Source organism: Candidatus Gracilibacteria bacterium, from assembly GCA_028687475.1.
Classification (GTDB): domain Bacteria; phylum Patescibacteriota; class Gracilibacteria; order BD1-5; family UBA2023; genus STC-74.
Genome location: JAQUAB010000004.1, coordinates 71,778 through 88,208 on the forward strand (window position 1 = coordinate 71,778; position 16,431 = coordinate 88,208).

Sequence of the window (16,431 nt, forward strand, 5' to 3'; positions counted from 1 at the left end):
ACGATGAAGTATATAAAAGTCAAAAGAAACCACATGAAATACCTTGCAGATTCTCTCCTCTTAGGGTATACTCACTTTTATAGCATTCGCCACATTTCCTGTTATCCTTGCCGTTATGCAGTACAAGATTCCCATCCAGATCGAAAATGAAGACACCATTGTGGCTGGACTTTCACTGAGGCAACTGGCTATCATGATGCTCTGGTGAGGAGTTGCATATGGTGTATTTCAGAAACTCGTTCCCAATATGGGACAGACAGGCGCGCTTATCATTGCTGTTCCGATTGCTATTGCTGGTATCATTATTGCATTGGTAAAGGTTTCTGAGATGACATTTCTTCCTGTCGTTCTTTCGATTATGCGTCTTTCTCTGAATTCCAAGTCGCGCATGTGGTCGGTAGGAACAGATAGTTATGGAGATCTCGAGGTGGGATATGTAACACTTCCAACACAAAAAGCTGATGCAGAAAGCAATAAATCTCTCGAGACTCGTATGAGTGAGAATGAAGAAGCAACAGAAAAAATCCTCAAACTCTAATTCCCTGTTTTCTCTTATGGCTGATAAAACCACAAAATCTGTACAAACTGGAAAAAAACCACAAAAAGATTCGAGTACACAACGGTATCTTCCTTTTTCCGAGATTCGAGACAATCTCATCATGATGAAGGATGGTTCTTCGCGTATGGCACTTCGTGTGCATGCGATGAATTTTAATCTGAAGAGTACCGAAGAACAGGATGCAATTCTGATTTCGTATCAGCGTTTCCTGAATTCTCTGAATTTCCCGATTCAGATTGTTGTCCGTTCACTGAAGGTAGACATCGAAGCGTATATCAACCGCCTCAAAAATCTGGCTCTGAAGCAGCAAAATACACTGCTTCAAGAACAGACGTATAAGTACATTGATTTTCTCATGAATCTGGTCGATCTGGCTCAGATTATGAAGAAAGAATTTTATATTATTATTCCATTCGATTTCGAGAGCAATGAGAGTGTACGAAAAACCGATATGTTTGGGATTTTCCGTTCTTTCTGGTCTGCACTTTCTCAGGAGGAATCGATCGCAGATATTCGTAGTAACCGCATTCGTCTCGAGAAACTCAAGAAATGAAATTTCGAACGACTTTCTACTGCGAAAATGAGTCTCGAAGCGATCGGACTCAAGGCAGAACCACTGAATAAAGAGGAGCTCATCAAACTCATCTATAATTATTACAATCCTCGTCTTCGTACAGAGAACAATCTGAAAGCGGATACAGAGAATTTGAATTTTGGATAGATTTCTTATCAAGAAAAAATCCCCGAATGGGGATTTTTTTGGTCTAGAACGGAATATCTTCGATAGAAATATCTTCTTCGACTTTTGGCTTTGCCTTGCGTGGTTTCTCTTCTTCCATTGGTGTGCTTTCTGTAGCTCCTCCGTAAGAAGAACCTTCATCTCGTCCACCAGCCGAAGAGAGAAGAATAACGTTTTCTGCGACAATCTCCGTCTTGTAACGCTTAACTCCTGCAGTGTCATCCCAGCTTCGAGTTTTGAGATATCCTTCGACGTAGACTTTTTTCCCTTTGTGCATGTATTGTTCTGCGATGTCGGCGAGTCCTCTCCATGCGACACAATTATGAAATTCAGTATCTTCCTGAAGAACACCGCTTGCATCCTTCCATTTTCGATTGGTTGCGACAGAAAAAGTAGCAACTTTTTGTCCATTTGGTGTCTCGCGAACTTCTGGTTCTGCTGTAAGGTTTCCGATAACCTGGACTTTGTTCAGGGAATTGCTCATAGAAAAAATATTTACGGATAAGTGATTTCATCGTATATATTTTTCGAGAAATCACAAAATATTTTTTGCTTGATTCTTTCGTTTTTCTATTTCAAAAAATAAAATAGAAAAGAGTGAAGAGAATTCTTTCCGCTTTCATACCCAAAAATTTGCTTATATTTCGTTTTTCCCGTAGAATGCCAGTATCTTGTACTCTCTATGTCTAATACACCGAAAAAGAAAAAAGTACTCATCATGACCGCTACGGGTTCCTACAATCTCTGAGATGAATTGATTCTCTCGGAGGAATTGAAGTTTCTTCAGAATCATTACGGGGAAATGGCAGATTTTACGATTTTTACGCATGATCAAAAAAGTTCTTTTGTTCATGATTCGAGTGTACATTTTGTGTCGTATTTTCCGAATAATATTTCAAAAAACTTTCTTGGAAATATTGGGTATTTTTTCAAGAATATTTGGCTGATCCTTCGGGCGGATATTATCATCATTGGGTGAGGCGGACTCATTTTCGATAACGAACCGGGTGTGAACTTCGATATACTTCTAGCACAATGGTATTTTCGTGTTAAATTAGCGCGTATCAGTGGTGCTGCGATTGTATTTCTCGGACTCTCCATAGAAGTCAAAAACACGAAAAACAAAATGAAACTCGGAAAGATATTTAAACAAGGAGATTTTATCATACTACGAGACGAAAAAAGTGTCGGTATTCTCGATGCGCTCGGCATCGCGTCTTCGTATATTCCAGATATTGTTTTTCTCCATGAGCCAAAAAAACTCGAAAAACTTCCTCCAAAAAAACGTGTTGGAATCTCGGTTCGTGGCGGATTCCTCTGAGATACAGAGCGAGTGATTCCTGAGATTTACGAATTTCTCGAAAAAAGCGGATATGATCCTGTTTTTCTCATTCATACTGCTACGGGTGAAGATTCTCAGAACGATGCACTGTTTATCAAGCGTATCATGACGGGAAAAACCTATAATGTCACCGGTAGTATCGAACATACGCTCAATCTCTATCCTTCACTGCATGCTGTTATTGGTATGCGATTTCATTCGAGTATTCTCGCGTGTATATATGAACTTCCATTTCTCATGATTTCTTATGGTCCAAAAACGGACGAACTCATCAAACTTCTCGAATGTGATAATTTTATGGTTCGTCCAGAAACACTAAGTATAGACATTTTTACGAAATTGTGGAATGAACTCGAAGCGAATTATGACGCACGAAAAGAGCATCTCAGAATCCGACATCAACAGATTCGAGAAGATCTCACCAACAAACTCCTTACTCTCTAATTTTTCTCCTATGGACTGGAACGCACTCAAACAAAAAACATCATCTTACCTACAAAAAGCAACTCCTTATGTAGAAAAAGCGAAACAGTATGGAGGCAAGGCATTGGATTTCACACAAAAACAAATCCAAAATACTCCTATCGTTCTCAAGACTGTTGCAGAATATGAGACACTCGTTGTCGATGCGAAACGTCTGATACTTATCTGATATGATGAGACGAATCCTCTTTCCCAAGAATTACTTCTCTGGACACCTGTCTGGTCGACACAAGCCTGGTCTGATAATGCTTCACTTCGTTTTTTCTCACTCCAGACTTCTCCAGAAATTGCGAGACAGTTCGGATTCACATCAGGTGTTGATATGCGAGTATTCTATGTCGGAGAAGAGACATTACATCTGACAGATATGGGAACAATCAAGACTTGGTGGAAGAATCGATATTATGATGGAAATATTCCTGAAGAAAAACCATCAAGTACCACAGAAACTCCAATTCCAGAAGATAAAAACCCAATCGAAGATCCGCTCAATCAAAAATAAATCTTAATTTTCTCAATATGCTTACTATCAATTCTCTCGATCTTCTCTTTCTCGTCATGGCTATCATGGCCATTCCGATCGGTACTCTTCTCACGATGATTCTCTGGCGTATTTATTGTATGCTGGAACGTGCGGAGAAAGTGCTTGATTTCAGTGTCAGAATGATGAATATGCTGCAACACTGGGAGAAGATTCCGATGATGATTCTCGAGAAATTCCTCGGGAAATAATTCTGATTCATAAAAATAAAACAGGTGATTATTCGTCGCCTGTTTTTTCATTTAGAGCCTTCATGTAGATTCCTTTCACTACTTTTCCTCGTGCGATTTCTTGATTCGGTAAAAGTTCGATATTTGTCTCGTTGCAGAAAAGATAGTTCTCACTCCATCCAGAAAAATGGTTTTCGGATGGGTTTTTTTCGATGAGCACTCGAACCGTTTTTCCTTCCATATTTTTGGCGAATTCTTGGAATACCTCTTCGCCCACTTTCATGAGATGCTTCAGGCGTTTCTGGGCGATATGATTCGGAACTTGATCGGGAAATATTCCTGCGGGAACATGGTAGTGGTCGACATGCGCTGAAAACGGGAAAGCATGCAGTTGAGTAATTCCATATTCGCGAACAATATTCTCGGTATCGAGAAAGTCTTTGTCGGTTTCTCCAGGAAATCCGACAATGAGGTCGGCGCCGATATTTATCTCGACACCATCAATTCTTTGTATGTTCCTGATTTTTCAGAGAACTTCTCGGACTTTTTCACCATCGTAGTGGCGATTCATCGCTTTCAGAATATTCGAAGAACCGGATTGGATCGAGAGGTGTGCATAGGCATTGATTCTCGGGTTTGCAAAAAGCTGGATAAGTTCATCAGAGCAGAATTCGACACCGAGTGATGAGATACGTATGCGCTCAATTGATGTTTTCTCGAGTATCGTTTCGACAAGTTCGACAAATCGAGATTCTCGGAAATTGTTCGACGTCGTGGCTCACCAGGCTCCAAGATTGATTCCGGTGAGGATGATTTCTTTGCCTCCTCAGTCGACAAATGTATTCACTTCTTCGATGACTTCTTCCATCGGACGCCACTTGTGTCGGCCACGTGCTTGTACTGTCAGACAGAAAGTACAGAAATTATCGCATCCGGTCTGGATGACCATATACTTGCGCGTGAAGAGCTCTTTGCCAGCAATTTTGCGAAGAGAGCGAATCTTTGTCTTCATGATTTCCTTTTTTTCTTCGACGGTCACAGCGAAATCATCCGGATCTTCCGGAAGGATTTCTATCTTTTCTGCGAATCCTCTGAGTTCTGAATAGACATCGAAAAACTGTGGATCGACAACGCCATCGCGGATATTGCCACATCCTGAGAGATAGAGTTTCTCTGTTCATGCGAGTTTCGGGAGGACTCGGAGTGCTTGTTTGATCCATTTTGCTTTGGCCTTGTCGGTCACGACGCACGATGCGATAAAATATCCTTTCTTGTCAGACAAGTGAGGATGGACGAGCCATTTTTCCGCGAAGTATTTGTTCGTTTTGCAACCGAAGACCTTGTATTCCATGGCAGAAATGTATCCAATTCTTCCAAAATTACAAAATAATGTTCCCTTGAAATTGGCGAACGATTCTGTACACTCGGATTCATGTATACGATTTCTCTCATCGTTGGGATTATTCCCTTATTTTTCTCGCATTTTTTCTCGGTGTTTGGTCTGGTGATTGGGCAGGGAAGTTCATTCGAGCGAGTGAAGGTGATTCTCTTTTGTTTTCTCGTTCTTCTAGCTCTGATTGATGTGATTCTCTTTTCTTATGAGAAATTGGAGCAGATTTCCCGGCGAAAATATCTCATATTCTTCTCGATACTCTTATTTCCTCTCTTGGCTCATGGTATTCTCGGATGAAGTTTCGATGCGAGTTTCTTTTGGTGATCGTATGAGAAGCATCATGGATATTTCTTTTTTTCCGCTTTGGTTCTCCTTTTTGGAATCTCGACATTGCTCGAGAAAAAGGAATACGAGAGGATTCTTAAAATTTCATTTTTTACTTCTCTTGGAGTCGCGATTTTTGCACTTCTCGAATACTTGCATATATATTCATTTTTTCCACAAGGTGTGGGAAAAATCAGTTGGGAACTCGGGCGGACTATCAGTACACTCGGGAATCCGAATTATGTTGCGGGATATTTACTCCTTCATCTTCCATTTCTTGTACTTTTTTCATCACGTTATCGCATTGCATTCTGAATACTCCTTGCGTCTGCAATTCTCACGACGGGAAGTCTTATCGGAATGGCACTTATGATGGGATATGGTTTTTTTCTCCTCCTCCCGAAGAAATCCTATAGAATCCTGATTCTCTGCAGTATATTCATGATAGGAATTGTCTGTATGTATTTCTTCTTGCCTTCCGAGAAACTACTCTCATTTACGAGTCGATTCGTGTTGATGTATGAGACCATGCGATTATTTTTCTCTCATCCACTCTGAATCCTATTCGGAAATGGTTCTGATAGTATCATCACACTCTATTCTGGATCACGATCTAAGCTTATCAATTCCTATTTCCCTGCGACTTCTGCGATTGATTCTTCACACAATATTTTTCTCGATATATTGTATTTTTTCGGACTGCCATTTTTTGTTTTTCTCCTCTGGCATGTGAAGAAAATCTGGAGAAATATTGATACCATGAGTCGAGCATCGCTCATCTTGGGAATCCTTTTTTTCTCGTTGAATGTCATCGTCATTGCACCAATTATTCCCCTTATCATCATCCTCGGTTATGCTTCCCATCAGTCCCGATAACACATCTCTCACCGTGAAGGTCATCCCTCGTGCGAAGCGAACAGAATTCGTCAGCATCATGGATGATGGCGCACTAAAAATCCGTCTCCGGGCAGTGCCAGAAGACGGAAAGGCGAATGAGGAACTTCTCTCTTTTCTCGAACGAGAAACGGGGAAAAAATGGGAAATCGTGAGCGGGTTTACGAATTCGAGAAAGGGGGTGAAGTTAGTAATGTAGAAAATATATACACATAATAGTTTTTAGTATCCGTCACGGTAGCAAGCTTTTGTAATAATTAAATTCTCAAGACTAGAAATTTACCTCGTATTAATTCTTCACACATATAAAGCTATAATCATAAGATGAATCCCCCGCTCCGGATAGCTTTCTGAAAGTACTTCAGATAGGACAGGTAGATGTTGGGCCATATTGTTTTGAAGCTCATCACCAACATGCTGCTCACATCAATGGCGTATCTGAACATCAAGCTATTATAGTTCCGGCAGGAGTACTACTTGGCCATACCGTCTTACAATCAGCACCAATACATATACTACTTCCAGAAAGTGTAGTTCCACTTGGATTGATGGCTTGAAGTTTTGTATTGAGGTCATTCAGATTATTGATAATCTTTTGTATCAGTGTCTGTGTCACTGGTTGTCCTGCTGCTCATTCACTTGAGTTGATGGTCTGCCATGCAGCATAAGTGATGCCGATACTTCCGAGAGCCACGATGAGGGAGAGAATCTGGAAGATAGCATTCCGAAAGAGTTTCTTGGTATATCCGAGAATCGAAGAGAGAAGAGTAGAAGTTCTCATAAGAAAAATAGAAGAAAATAAAATACTCACTTAGATTACCTCAATTTTCTGATAAATGCAAATATTGAACATTTTTTATAGAATTTCTCCTTCCACTCGTCTATCCTCTGTATTCACACCTGTGACTTTCACACGAATAGGTTCTCCGATAGTGTGGAGGATTTTTTGTCCGAGGGAGAGTGTCCCGCGAATAGAGTCGACAATGTATCGTCATTTTTCTCTTCACTTTCCGAGGTAGACCGTCACTTCGACACCGTTCTCGAGCTCGATGAATATTGCCCAATCCGTGAATCCATTCACTCTTCCATCGAAAGTTTGTCCGACTTTGTCTGACATGTATCGACAGACCATAATGGCATCAACAGCGCGTTCTATATCGGTTGCGCGAGCTTCGCCATCACTGCATTTCTTGGCGATTTTTTTTAGAATATGGCGATAGTGTTCCTTCTGTTTTTTGTCGAGGGTTTTCTGGAGTTTTTCCTTGATGATGCGGTGAACCTGGAGATCAGGATAGCGCCTGATCGGTGAAGTGAAGTGCGCATAATACTCGAGTGCGAGACCGAAATGCATGAGTGACTTGTCACTATAAAATGCTTTCGCCATTTTCGGAAGAAGAAGGCGAGAGGCTCGATACATTCATTCATCGGTCGAGAGTGTGTCGAGGTATTCTCGAATATGTTTCGGATGAATCTGTTCATGACTTTTTCCGAGTCCGACTATTTCTCGGATGATTTTCGCATTGTCTTCGGGTGGAAGATGATGGATACGGGAGAGAAATGGAAGAGAATGCTTCGTACACCATTTCGCCACTTCCTCATTCGCGAGCACCATGAATTCCTCGATCATCATATGTGATGGCCCGCGTTCACGTTTTTCGATATTGGTGATATTGTCATTCGCATCGAAAGTAAAAGTTGGTTCCGATGATTCAAAAATGATTTTCCCTTCTTTTTTTCGACGCTTCTCGAGGATATGGAAGAGTGAGAAAAAATCGGAAAGATGGGGAATCTTTGTTTGTCATTCCTGAGATGTTCAGGAATCCAGTTCCTTACTTTCGTGACCGAAAGTAACAAAGGTCTCGGGGGTGTCAACTCGATTTTGTGAAGCCTCTTCTCAATTTTCTCTCTGGGGACGATTGCCACCCCCGAACCCCCATCCTTCAGGAACTATATTTACGAGTTTTTCCTCAATAATTTCTTCATAGATTCCCCGTTTTTGGCTCTCAATAATTCCTTCCGTCATGAAGGTAGCGAGGACTTCTCATTTCTGATCGACTTTCATGAGGATCGAGAGGACGAGTTTCGGTTCTCCAGGATGGAGACTACAGAGATCATTCGAGAGTTTTTCTGGAAGCATTGGAATTACGCAACCAGGCGTATAGATACTCGTAGTTCTGAGGATCGCTTCTCGATCCAGCTCGCTTCATTCTCGGACATATTCCGCCACATCTGCGATGTGTACCGCGAGAAGGAAATTCCCATCCGTATATCGTGCGATACTGATAGCATCGTCGAGATCTTTCGCATCCGCGCCGTCGATCGTCATCGTGAACCAGTTTCGGAAGTCAGTTCGCAGATTTTTATTACAGAGAACAGTAGGAAAAAATTCTTCTGCTGTTTCACTGAAAAATGCCTTTTCAAGATTGTCGGTAATATATTTTGGGATGAGGGTTTTCTCTTTCGATCTTTCGATCTTTCCTTTTGTCATTTTCTCAGCTTCTTCGAGGACTTTCTCAGGAAAATCCGTTCGAATACCTTCCTTGCGGAATAGGAGCATTTCTTCAGTTTTTGGATCTCCTGATTTTCCGAGAATATTCTGGATTCGCCATTTTTTCTCTTGTTCATAACGTATTTCGACGATATCATCGACCACATAAGCATCATTCGATACAACGGAAATATTTCCAATATTTCCAAATTCTCGAAATACTTCTACTTGGATTTTATTACCTTTTATATTTCTGATGGTTCCGATAATAGGAAGATTGGTACGAGCGATGATCTTCTTGATAATACCTTCCGCAAGATATCATTCGCTTTCCCCGCGTACAATCTTGATCTCAACAATATCTCCTTCGAGATACCCTCGATCGAGCGAGAATGGTCGTATAAAATATTCTTTCTCTCCATTTTTGACGACGACTTTCGTTCGGGAAAAATGAAGTTTTCATCGTACGAATGTTTCTCGTTTAGATGGCATGGTATTCAATGTTTGTTTTATGATTCAATATCCCATCAAATCCAGCTTGGATATGAGGAATCATCGGATACGGAAGCTCATCGAGTGACTTCCAGGCGAAGTCATCATGGAGTTCAGGTTCCAGATTATCGGGCATACCTCCCCAAGTATCTACGAGATAGAGATATGCGGTCTTTTCTCCATCAATATATGTTGCATGAACAATAGTTTCCGCGCGAACATCAGATTGCCTAATAGTTACTCCAACTTCTTCCGCTGTCTCTCGAATTGCACAATCGAGAGGATTTTCTCACTCTTCGATCTTCCCACCTGGAACTGTCCAGTGTAGTGGCCAATTTCGTGACTTTCTCGATCGTTTCAAGAAAAGATAATACGATCCATGTCGAAGAATGATACCAGCAAACGAGGGAAGAACCATAATAGAAATATATTTATTGGGAAGAAATCTAAAGCCGAATCCACTTCATCATGCGAATAATTCGTGGAAAAATATGAACCTGAAAGATGGAGGTGCGTATTGCATAGAGGGCAATACATCCACCAATAATCCCAAAAAACCAACCACCGAGAATATCACCAGGATAATGAACTCCACCAATGACACGAGCTGATGCGGTGAGAAGTCCAATTGCAATGGTGATTCCGATTATCCACCATTTTCGGTAGAAATTCCAGAGTCCGACGAGAAGTGATGCTGTGAAAAGCGCATGTCCAGAAGGAAAGGAATTATCAATCGGATGGGGTATGAGTGGCTTGAATCCTCATGCTACTTCTTGTGGTGACATTCGCCATTGTGGGACTCAGAGATTGATAATCGCATGTACGATGAACGTGAGAATGATGATGAAGAATATTTCCAGTGCCCATGTGCGATATTGGTTGTTTTTCTTTGCGACTCCTGTGAGCCAGATGAAAAGGAGTACAAAAGCTCACCAGAGAACAATACTTTCGCCGATTATCTGGATGATATGTGCATATGAAGGGTCGACGAGTCCTCGGGTCCAGAGAAGTGCTGATGTATCAGCTTGAAGAAGAGATTGTAGCATGTCCGCATTGTAGCTTTCTACCAAGCTTTGTAAACACGCTTTACGAGAAATATTTGACAAATAATATTTTTTATTAAAATCATCACTCTATGAAATCTCTCCCAAAATTCTCAGAACATGCAGAACGAATTCTCTATCCAAAGAAAGTCCAGAATCGCAAGCGAATAAAACAGCTTCTTAGTGTTGTTACTGGGGCTGTTATCACTTTGACACAAATATCATATCGTGAAGTGGAATGTCTTCCCGACATGAAATATCCATGACTCAATCAGCTATGAGAAACTCTTTCTCCAGAAAATGTTTGTAAATTCTGAAATAATACAAAAGAAATTCTTTCCCAGGAAATAAAAAGCCTGACAGCCAAAAATATTCTCGAAACGGATGAGTGATTTTGTGTGTTGGATTATTCATGAAAAACGAAAACAGTATGTGTCGAAATGAATCTACGTTTTATGAATAGTATAAAGATTACAAAATGGAAATAACTATATTATCGAAATCTATCTTTTCTATAACAATATTTGTTCTATGGTTATGAAAACATAGTACTAAAATTTGCTTTTCTTTTCGTTTTTTCTATAATCCGCCCCACGGTGGGTTACTCAAGTGGCTGAAGAGGCGGGTTTGCTAAACCTGTAGGGTGCCGCAAGGTGCCGCCGGGGTTCGAATCCCCGACCCACCGCCATCATTAATATACAGCGAGAAAGGAAGTTATAAAGACTTCCTTTCTTTTTTGAGTGGGCGAACCTAAAAAAAGCTCTCCAGAGCCACAAAGTGACGATGAAGAGCTAATATTAATGACTATGGTGCACAAATGACGGCACGTACACGAACTGCCATAAAGCAATTTGTGGAGAATTACGATAGAGTAAAGGAACTTGCTACTAATGGGTAGAACAATTTTCCATTCATTAGTTGACTCCTATTTTGCTTGGCATATAAAAAAGCCTTTTACAATGAGGTAATTTCGGGATATGGAACTTCTTATATTCCAGGTAGGAAATCGAACTGCTACTTATTTTCCATATAAAAATACTTCCAAAAGATAGAAACTACAAAATATTTCTATACAAAAAGTATGGATTTTTTATTTGACTTTCCTTACAAAAAATATAGAATCCTTATGTCATTGCACATTAAAATATCGAAGCTTGCATCTGGAATTGGTAATAATGCCTATATCCCTTTTTGGGGTAATGGAAGTATTACTTTTTGCAATGGAAAGGTAAGGCTTTTCCGCCAGCACGAGTAATCGCTATAAGTATCAGAATTGGATGGACTAGACTAGGACTGACTAGATACTAGATAATGCTAAAAGATATTATGGTTACTTACTTGGCTTGCCGAAAGTGTTTTCATAACAGTTTACTAAAATGAAAATGCACGAGGGGTTCAATCGCAAATTGGATTGACTCTTGAGGGGGATTCCTACCAACCCAGATGGGTTTAAGAGTTCAGTCCAATGAACGATGAATTCCTTAGCGCTCGAAAGAGCTTATTTCTAAGAACTTCTCAATTTATGGGCAATAATCCCTCAAACCGAAGTATAAAACGTACCAGGCTTCGATATCCCCCTCAATCAAAATGAGGATTATGGGACACAAAAAGCTTGATTCGTATCTATGTGATCCTTAAAGTATTAAAGAAAGCATACGATGTCTTCACTGACTTCTTCCTCTAATCCTCATTTTCCTTTTAGAAACTATGAAAAAATTTTCCTCATTTCTTAAGGAACTTCGAAACTCGGCAGAACTGAACCAAAGTCAGTTTGCAGATATTATGGAAGTTTCCCCACTCCTCATTACATTACTTGAAACTGATAAAAAAGAACCTTCGAAGAAATTTGTAAATAGCCTTGCTGATAAGCTCTGAGTGAAATCCAATTCCATTCTTCCGCTTATATCTGATGAAGATATAGATCCGAATGCTCTCTCAGGGATCGAGAAAAAACTCATCCAAACCGTAGATGCGCTTCAAATTATGCTTATCAGGAAGAAAGCTAAAAACCTTAGATCCTATGCACAGAACGCTTAAGATATTCTCAACGGGGGTCTTATCCAAACGAAGTGGTATTCCAGAAAAGCATTTACTCAAATGGAAGAACTTAACGTCTAAAGATAGAAGAAGATTATTTTTTGATCACAGTGATTCAGAGCCTGAGAAATGAAAATACATTAGGGTCGTGAAAAATAAATCATTGATGAAGAAGTTTCATATCTGGATAGGAGAAGAGCTTAAAGAATTGGATTCTTCCTTGCCAGAAAATATTACTTGAGGGGTATCGAAAAAGTCGATCATAAATGCGATGAGTAGGCATATCCGAAAAAAGGAAAACTGTTTTATGAAATCTGATATTAGCCGATTCTTCGAAAGTATTCCCCGAGAACGTGTATACTCCTTATTCTGTAATATCCTTCAATGTAGTCCAGAGGTAGCTGAAATTATTACAAATACTATAACCTTTCCTCCTGGTTCCCTAAAATCCCCAGAAGATAAGCCTCATACTTTAGCCCGATGACTGCACGTATCCTCACGAGTTGCTATATGGGCATCTATACAATTTTTCAAGAAACTTGAAAATGAACTGGAGAAGAAGTATAAACGTCTAAAACCAAGAATTACATTTTATGTGGATGATATAGGCATATCTCTCCTTACGACAGATCTTAGTATCGCAAAAGAAGTAAAAGAATGGATTCTAGGCTTTACTCAAACAGCAGATAAAAATATCAATTTTCTCACTATTCATCCAGAGAAGACACAATATAGCATACTCTTATCTCTCGATGAGTATGTGGAGTATCTTGGAGGTAAGATATACATAAATAGAACTGATATAAGCGAAGAAGGCTTACAAAAAAGCAAAGATCTCTACAGCCAATTTCTTCAAGAAAAAGATCTAAAGAAAAAGGTTAATCTCTGAAAACAGATACATTCCAAAGCAATATACCGAAAAAGAATAAAAGCAGTCTCCAGTAAACAACCCTAATCATTTCGACAAAAATGGGTAAGCAAACGATTGAACAATATCGAAGAATACAAGTCCAAGATATACAATGAAGTCTAGGGGGGATAGATCCTGGACTCTGTACAAAAGAGAATCCTCTCTCGCTCTTTTTATCAACAAGCCTTTTTCCTGTTCAACTAGTAGCCACTCCGTGTAATTATGGTTGATATCGATGGTGGTTCGTCTGTCCAAAAACCTTCAAAAAATGCCTGTATTTGTACTTTTCTCCTTCGGATGGTATGTATTATAGTCGGGAAGCATTAAGTCTCTCCTATGACTCAAAATATGCCTCTCGTGGATTTAGAATATTTAAGTGGGCATCACGAGATCGAGAAATAGAATCTGCGCTTCAGGAAGTACATAAAACATATATAAAGGGTGTACCAACAAAGAAATATGCTAAGATTCTTCGCCTCAGAAAAAGAAGACTCTCAGAGTCTTTGAGAAATTATCTTCCTGTGATTGGGAGAAATACTGCACGGTATGAGGAAAGGTACTGAAGACTCATTTAAAGTTCCATTGGTTCCAGAGTGCTCTCTTTACATTTTTTATTATTTAATATAATGGACCTGTTATAACCTTTAGAGATGTTATGGATGATAAAACAAGGGATTTTCTTCATTTTTGTGATAAATTAATAGAGAGATATAGTGAATTATGAGTTACTAAAGAAGAACTAGAGGATTTCTGACGTCTATGAGTTATGAAGATGCTCTTCTTTTCAGTGGTTGCAATGAATAATGGTTGACAGAACCAGATAATAGATGAAGAAATATTCAATAACTTCTGGGCATTACCTAATGGACCAGCAGAAAGTGATTGTTATAATGAAATATATACTGAATATAATCCAGTATTTGAAAATAAACTGAGAAATAGGGAATTTAGAAATATTTCCCCAAAATCTGGTTCGGTTATTGAGTTAATGGTAAAGAGTATTCCTACCATACTTTTTACAAAGACAACCTTCGAATTGGTTCAAATATCACATCGTTTTGGAAGTTGGATAAATGCCTATAAAGAAGCTGTTAAAAATAATAGAAAAGCATCAAAGATGGATAATGATCTTATAAAATGAGAGGATATATTTCTAGCCGTAATTTAGTAAATGGAAAATAAATATCTATACATAGTTACTCAATGCATAAATTGATCTATATTTGATGATAATTGGGAAGTTGACGAGGAGCAAAATGGGCAAGAAGTAATTGAGGGTGCTCCATTGCCGAATGCTATGTATTCAGAATTTGCTCGCAGTATAGAAACCGTTATTGAGGAATTTAAGAAAAATGTAAGTGAGAAGAAAAATATAGTTTTTGATGTAAATCGGGATTTTCTTTCTGGGGAAGAACAAACAGATCCTGAAGAAATAACTATCTATCTAGTAGAGGGGTTATGTAGGTTATTTGAGATTGAAGTAAGTCTCTTTGACGAAAAAAAGACTCATTATGAGCGACAGGCACTTCAGGCAAGACTATATCAGCATTGGACCTACCTAGATGATCTTTTGGAGGCTTTGAAGAGAAATATTGAAATTTGAGATAATGACTTGAATGAAATCAATGAAACTTGGGATAGATTTAAGAAATATATTAGCTTTATAAGGAATAAGTCAAATAGAGAATGGGTTTCTGAGAGGTCTTTTTTTGAGCCTTATGAGCATTTGATAAAATTAGAATGAATGCTAGATCCTCAGAAACGAAAATATCAAAGAGCGTCTAGCTCTAATACTAAAGATATTGAAGGTCTTATAAAGAAATATTACGATTCTTGTATTGGTCTCTATCCACATACAAACCTTATAACAGAATGCAGGAAAAAGGATGTAGAAATTGATTTTCTCAATGTTAATGCTGTTGATTTGTATATCTATTTTTGATACTTAAAGAATTTTCAATATGACGAGAAAAATCATTTCTTGGCTTATAGGGATATGGTCAATATTTATGAAGAATATTACAAAGTACATAAAAAGCCACAGAAATCTTCCATTGAGCAGGAAATATATGAAACCAATAAAACGTACTTCTCAAACTATTTAGTTTCCACTTTATGATGTGCTATTCTTAATGATGGAAGACTATTAAATATGAATCGTGATCAAATTGATGAAGTAGTTCATCAATGCGAAGATCTAATCCTAGAATCAAGATCATCTTACTTTACGCATCATAAATTAGCAAGACTATACCTTCATACTGCCAAATTATATATCAAAAGATGATTTTATAGAAAGAATAAAGACGGAGAACCTATATCTACTTTTGCAGAGATTAAAGAGCTTCTAGATGATGCTAAAAACAATATTTGAGTATCTATGACTAAGTATGGTACGCCCGACGGGGCATTGTTGAGGTTTTATCCAGACATTGAAATCATAAAAGCATCTAAGATATACTCCTTATCAGGATTTATACAATTCTATGGGTCAAATTTTGATACCAGAATTCTTAAGCTTCAATTTGATAGCAACGAAGCTAGTATGGATTTTTTGTTAGCTAAACAAAAGGAAGAAAATGTAGAGATGATTAAAAAGCAAGTTGAGATGAGTGAAAGTCGAGTCTCAAAAGGTCATACTGAGACGCTTTGAATTTTTGCAGCATTTGTTCTGTTCGTATCTTGAAACATACAAATATATCAGTATGTCTGATGAATAAAATCAGCAATAGTCTTTATGATTGGTTTTGGAATGAGCATATTATCCTTTGTTCTGGTGTTAAGGAGAGCGCAGATAAATAAAAGTATTTTAATATTAACGGGTATATTGCTTATCAGTACAATCATCTATTTACTAGCGGGAGATGATTATCCATTATATAATGACAAGTATATTGATCACTTTAAAGAGGAACTATTTAAAGATCTAAAGGAGAAAAAGGATCTTCCAATGGGTATTCAAAATGCAATAGAGAGCTATAGTAAGTAAATTTCTTGTCTCAAGGCTTACTTTTCA

Annotated in this window: 18 protein-coding genes and 1 tRNA gene; 13 read left to right on the top strand and 6 right to left on the bottom strand. The window is 38.6% G+C overall.

Annotation, left to right across the window (positions count from 1 at the left end):
* The first annotated feature begins 115 nt into the window (after nucleotides 1-115).
* Both PHY14_04510 and PHY14_04515 read left to right on the top strand, forming a co-directional pair.
* The gene (locus PHY14_04510) at nucleotides 116-538 is read left to right on the top strand and encodes a PrgI family protein (protein ID MDD2694160.1); all 423 of its coding nucleotides are present in this window, start codon (nucleotides 116-118) and stop codon (nucleotides 536-538) included.
* A gap of 16 nt (nucleotides 539-554) precedes the next feature.
* The gene (locus PHY14_04515; protein MDD2694161.1) at nucleotides 555-1,280 is read left to right on the top strand and encodes a hypothetical protein; all 726 of its coding nucleotides are present in this window, start codon (nucleotides 555-557) and stop codon (nucleotides 1,278-1,280) included.
* Nucleotides 1,281-1,323: 43 nt separating this feature from the next.
* Here PHY14_04515 and PHY14_04520 read toward each other — a convergent pair whose 3' ends face one another.
* A complete protein-coding gene (locus PHY14_04520) occupies nucleotides 1,324-1,782 on the bottom strand; it encodes a single-stranded DNA-binding protein (GenBank protein ID MDD2694162.1) in 459 nt (152 codons plus the stop codon).
* Between the two features lie 198 nt (nucleotides 1,783-1,980).
* Here PHY14_04520 and PHY14_04525 point away from each other — a divergent pair, with 198 nt between their 5' ends.
* From PHY14_04525 to PHY14_04535, 3 genes are read left to right on the top strand one after another with little or no spacing between them, the layout of a single operon-like run.
* Nucleotides 1,981-3,084, top strand: coding sequence for a polysaccharide pyruvyl transferase family protein (locus tag PHY14_04525; GenBank protein MDD2694163.1), 1,104 nt, complete (start codon nucleotides 1,981-1,983; stop codon nucleotides 3,082-3,084).
* 10 nt (nucleotides 3,085-3,094) lie between these two features.
* On the top strand, nucleotides 3,095-3,625 hold the full coding sequence (locus tag PHY14_04530) for a hypothetical protein (protein ID MDD2694164.1): 531 nt from the start codon (nucleotides 3,095-3,097) through the stop codon (nucleotides 3,623-3,625).
* A gap of 17 nt (nucleotides 3,626-3,642) precedes the next feature.
* Nucleotides 3,643-3,855: a hypothetical protein gene (locus tag PHY14_04535; protein ID MDD2694165.1), complete on the top strand. Its 213-nt coding sequence runs from the start codon at nucleotides 3,643-3,645 to the stop codon at nucleotides 3,853-3,855.
* 28 nt (nucleotides 3,856-3,883) lie between these two features.
* Here the strand turns inward: PHY14_04535 and PHY14_04540 are convergent, their stop codons facing one another.
* The gene (locus tag PHY14_04540) at nucleotides 3,884-5,185 is read right to left on the bottom strand and encodes a radical SAM protein (protein MDD2694166.1); all 1,302 of its coding nucleotides are present in this window, start codon (nucleotides 5,183-5,185) and stop codon (nucleotides 3,884-3,886) included.
* Nucleotides 5,186-5,266: 81 nt separating this feature from the next.
* Here PHY14_04540 and PHY14_04545 point away from each other — a divergent pair, with 81 nt between their 5' ends.
* Together PHY14_04545 and PHY14_04550 are read left to right on the top strand one after the other, a co-directional pair.
* Nucleotides 5,267-6,427: a hypothetical protein gene (locus PHY14_04545; protein MDD2694167.1), complete on the top strand. Its 1,161-nt coding sequence runs from the start codon at nucleotides 5,267-5,269 to the stop codon at nucleotides 6,425-6,427.
* Nucleotides 6,405-6,644: a DUF167 domain-containing protein gene (locus tag PHY14_04550; GenBank protein ID MDD2694168.1), complete on the top strand. Its 240-nt coding sequence runs from the start codon at nucleotides 6,405-6,407 to the stop codon at nucleotides 6,642-6,644. Before PHY14_04545 ends, PHY14_04550 begins: the two co-directional genes overlap by 23 nt.
* Before the next feature lie 90 nt (nucleotides 6,645-6,734).
* Here the strand turns inward: PHY14_04550 and PHY14_04555 are convergent, their stop codons facing one another.
* From PHY14_04555 to PHY14_04570, 4 genes are all read right to left on the bottom strand, one after another.
* Nucleotides 6,735-7,226 (bottom strand): hypothetical protein, encoded by a 492-nt coding sequence (locus tag PHY14_04555; protein ID MDD2694169.1) that lies wholly within the window; start codon nucleotides 7,224-7,226, stop codon nucleotides 6,735-6,737.
* Between the two features lie 75 nt (nucleotides 7,227-7,301).
* Nucleotides 7,302-9,425: an RNB domain-containing ribonuclease gene (locus PHY14_04560; GenBank protein MDD2694170.1), complete on the bottom strand. Its 2,124-nt coding sequence runs from the start codon at nucleotides 9,423-9,425 to the stop codon at nucleotides 7,302-7,304.
* Nucleotides 9,415-9,843 carry an NUDIX domain-containing protein gene (locus PHY14_04565; GenBank protein MDD2694171.1) on the bottom strand — a complete coding sequence of 143 codons (429 nt, stop codon included), beginning with the start codon at nucleotides 9,841-9,843 and terminating at the stop codon, nucleotides 9,415-9,417. Before PHY14_04565 ends, PHY14_04560 begins: the two co-directional genes overlap by 11 nt.
* Before the next feature lie 28 nt (nucleotides 9,844-9,871).
* Entirely contained in the window at nucleotides 9,872-10,471 is a 600-nt protein-coding gene (locus PHY14_04570) for a phosphatase PAP2 family protein (GenBank protein ID MDD2694172.1), read from the bottom strand.
* A gap of 89 nt (nucleotides 10,472-10,560) precedes the next feature.
* On the opposite strand from PHY14_04570, the gene PHY14_04575 reads away from it, so the two are divergent.
* The 6 genes from PHY14_04575 to PHY14_04600 all read left to right on the top strand — a co-directional run bounded on the left by PHY14_04575 (nucleotide 10,561) and on the right by PHY14_04600 (nucleotide 16,404).
* Nucleotides 10,561-10,956, top strand: coding sequence for a hypothetical protein (locus PHY14_04575; GenBank protein ID MDD2694173.1), 396 nt, complete (start codon nucleotides 10,561-10,563; stop codon nucleotides 10,954-10,956).
* Between the two features lie 107 nt (nucleotides 10,957-11,063).
* Nucleotides 11,064-11,156 (top strand) — tRNA-Ser (locus PHY14_04580).
* Between the two features lie 1,019 nt (nucleotides 11,157-12,175).
* Nucleotides 12,176-12,505, top strand: coding sequence for a helix-turn-helix transcriptional regulator (locus PHY14_04585; protein MDD2694174.1), 330 nt, complete (start codon nucleotides 12,176-12,178; stop codon nucleotides 12,503-12,505).
* Nucleotides 12,489-13,460 carry a reverse transcriptase domain-containing protein gene (locus tag PHY14_04590; GenBank protein ID MDD2694175.1) on the top strand — a complete coding sequence of 324 codons (972 nt, stop codon included), beginning with the start codon at nucleotides 12,489-12,491 and terminating at the stop codon, nucleotides 13,458-13,460. Before PHY14_04585 ends, PHY14_04590 begins: the two co-directional genes overlap by 17 nt.
* Before the next feature lie 610 nt (nucleotides 13,461-14,070).
* A complete protein-coding gene (locus PHY14_04595; GenBank protein MDD2694176.1) occupies nucleotides 14,071-14,583 on the top strand; it encodes a hypothetical protein in 513 nt (170 codons plus the stop codon).
* Between the two features lie 3 nt (nucleotides 14,584-14,586).
* A complete protein-coding gene (locus PHY14_04600) occupies nucleotides 14,587-16,404 on the top strand; it encodes a hypothetical protein (protein ID MDD2694177.1) in 1,818 nt (605 codons plus the stop codon).
* Nucleotides 16,405-16,431 lie beyond the last annotated feature (27 nt).